This is a genomic window from Nocardioides sp. P5_C9_2 (assembly GCF_054049555.1).
Window position 1 is genome coordinate 1 of record NZ_JBFUMD010000628.1, and the last position, 1,771, is coordinate 1,771.

Sequence of the window (1,771 nt, forward strand, 5' to 3'; positions counted from 1 at the left end):
GTTGTCGGCGAAGCCGTGGAGCACGCCCTCCATGTCCTTGAGACGATCCCACCTGCTCACCTGCAGGACGATCCTCGCCGCCTCCGGGACCGGCAGGTCGTCYACCATCAGGCTCGGGCGGTCGCGCACCCGCCCCGCCCCGTCACTGCGCCGGTTGAAGTCCGTCCGGCCGTCTCCGGACGCGGCGCGGACCAGGCCCGCCACGTGCAGCGTGGTGCGGACGTCCTCGTCGCTGAGCCCCAGGTTCTTCGCGCTGAACGGGTCGAGGGACGGAGGGATGACCCAGAGCCGGTCGTGGGGGACCCAGTCGGGGGCGTAGACCCGTCGGGAGAAGACGAACGCGGCGGCGTGCTCGACGTACGGGCGCAGGAAGGCCCACCCGGCGTCGGCCCGCTCGTGCGGATCGTCGCGACCCACGTGGCACCGCCAGGCGATCACGGCCCCGCGCTGCGCCAGGTCGTCCACCAGCCCCGCCGTCTGGGGGTCGTGGAGGATCACCACGTCGCCGGGCCGGACCCGCCGGTGCAGGTCGGGCAGGTTGGCGGCCAGGACCGCCTCGTAGTGGGCTCGGGCGGCATCGTCGAGCAGTCGGCCGTCACCGGGGGAGCCGTGCAGGAAGTTGTGCAGCCGCTTGGTGATCGTGAAGAACTCCGGGTCGGCGTCGAGCACCAGCCACCGGGTGTCCACGCCCGCGCCGCACCCGTAGGCGACCAGGACCTGGAGCAGCTCGGCGACACCCCCGCCACGAGCGGTGGAGCTCACGTTCCAGACGACGCGGCCACGGAGCCCCTCGGCAGCCTCCACGGCCCGGGCCCGCAGCGCCTGCGCCCGCCCGGCCGGCAGGATGCGCTCCAGGCGGCGCAGGTCCAGGGCCTCGATGCTCACCTCGTGCACGGGCTCACATCTCCTCCGGAATCATCAGGGCTCAGCGCGCCAGCGCCTCGAACGCCTGGTAGACCATGAAGGCCGGCCAGAACAGGCCCTCGACGATGCCCCACAGGTGCTCGAGAAAGCCGTCCGCCTGCTGCCAGAACCAGACCAGCGCCCCGAGGACCCCGAGCCCGTAGATCGCGCCGCCGCCGGCGGCCCCCGCGTTGCTGTCACCCATCGATGCGCCTCCCGTCCTGACCCGAGCCTCGGGGATCGGGGGTGCGGCGCGCAGGAGGCGAAGGTCCCGAAACAGGGGAGTGACGAGAGGGCGGACCGCGGCGCCGAAGACCGGGCACCAGGTCAGGTGGCGTCGGGTTCGCCTTCGGCCACGCCGTCGCGATCACTGTCGCCGTCAGGCTGACCGTCGGACGCGCCGCCGGGCCCTTGAGTCAGCCGCCGGAGGTCCTCGCGGGCCGCGGCCCGGTCCCGTTCGGCGTGCGTGCGATCCAGGCCCGCCCGGCGCCGCTCGGTCCAGTGCGCCCCGTAGTCGCTCGTCGGATCCAGGAGCTCGGCTCGGTCGAGATCGTTCTCCCGCTTGGCGGCCGCGGCGTCACGGGCGTCGGCGACCGCGTCACGTGCCTCGGCCGCATCCAGGATCGCGCGCGCGGTGCTCTCCCACCTGGCCCGGACCGCCCGTTCCCTCGCGGCCCTCGCACGCTCCTGCGCGTCGTCGCGCGGTCCATCCCGTTCGTCCCCCATGTCGGCAGTGAACCACCAACCTCGGGCGTTTGGCGAGGCCTCGGGTCGTCGCGAGCCGGGCCGGACTACACCCATGTGACTCCGGTCCGGCTGTGGTCTCACGCGGTGCCGGCGCCCGGCGCCGCGTCTCGCAGGATGCGAG

At 73.7% G+C, this 1,771-nt stretch carries 3 protein-coding genes; all 3 read right to left on the minus strand.

The genetic code is table 11. The annotated features are described in order from the left end of the window. Nucleotides 1-894 (minus strand): hypothetical protein (locus tag ACXJKL_RS20385; protein WP_457208816.1); only part of this gene is annotated, 894 nt, incomplete at its 3' end. 31 nt (nucleotides 895-925) lie between these two features. Continuing rightward, nucleotides 926-1,108, minus strand: a complete 183-nt coding sequence (locus tag ACXJKL_RS20390; RefSeq protein WP_457208817.1) for a hypothetical protein — start codon at nucleotides 1,106-1,108, stop codon at nucleotides 926-928. A 122-nt stretch (nucleotides 1,109-1,230) separates the two neighbouring features. After that, on the minus strand, nucleotides 1,231-1,771 hold a 541-nt coding region (locus ACXJKL_RS20395), incomplete at its 5' end, for a hypothetical protein (protein ID WP_457208818.1).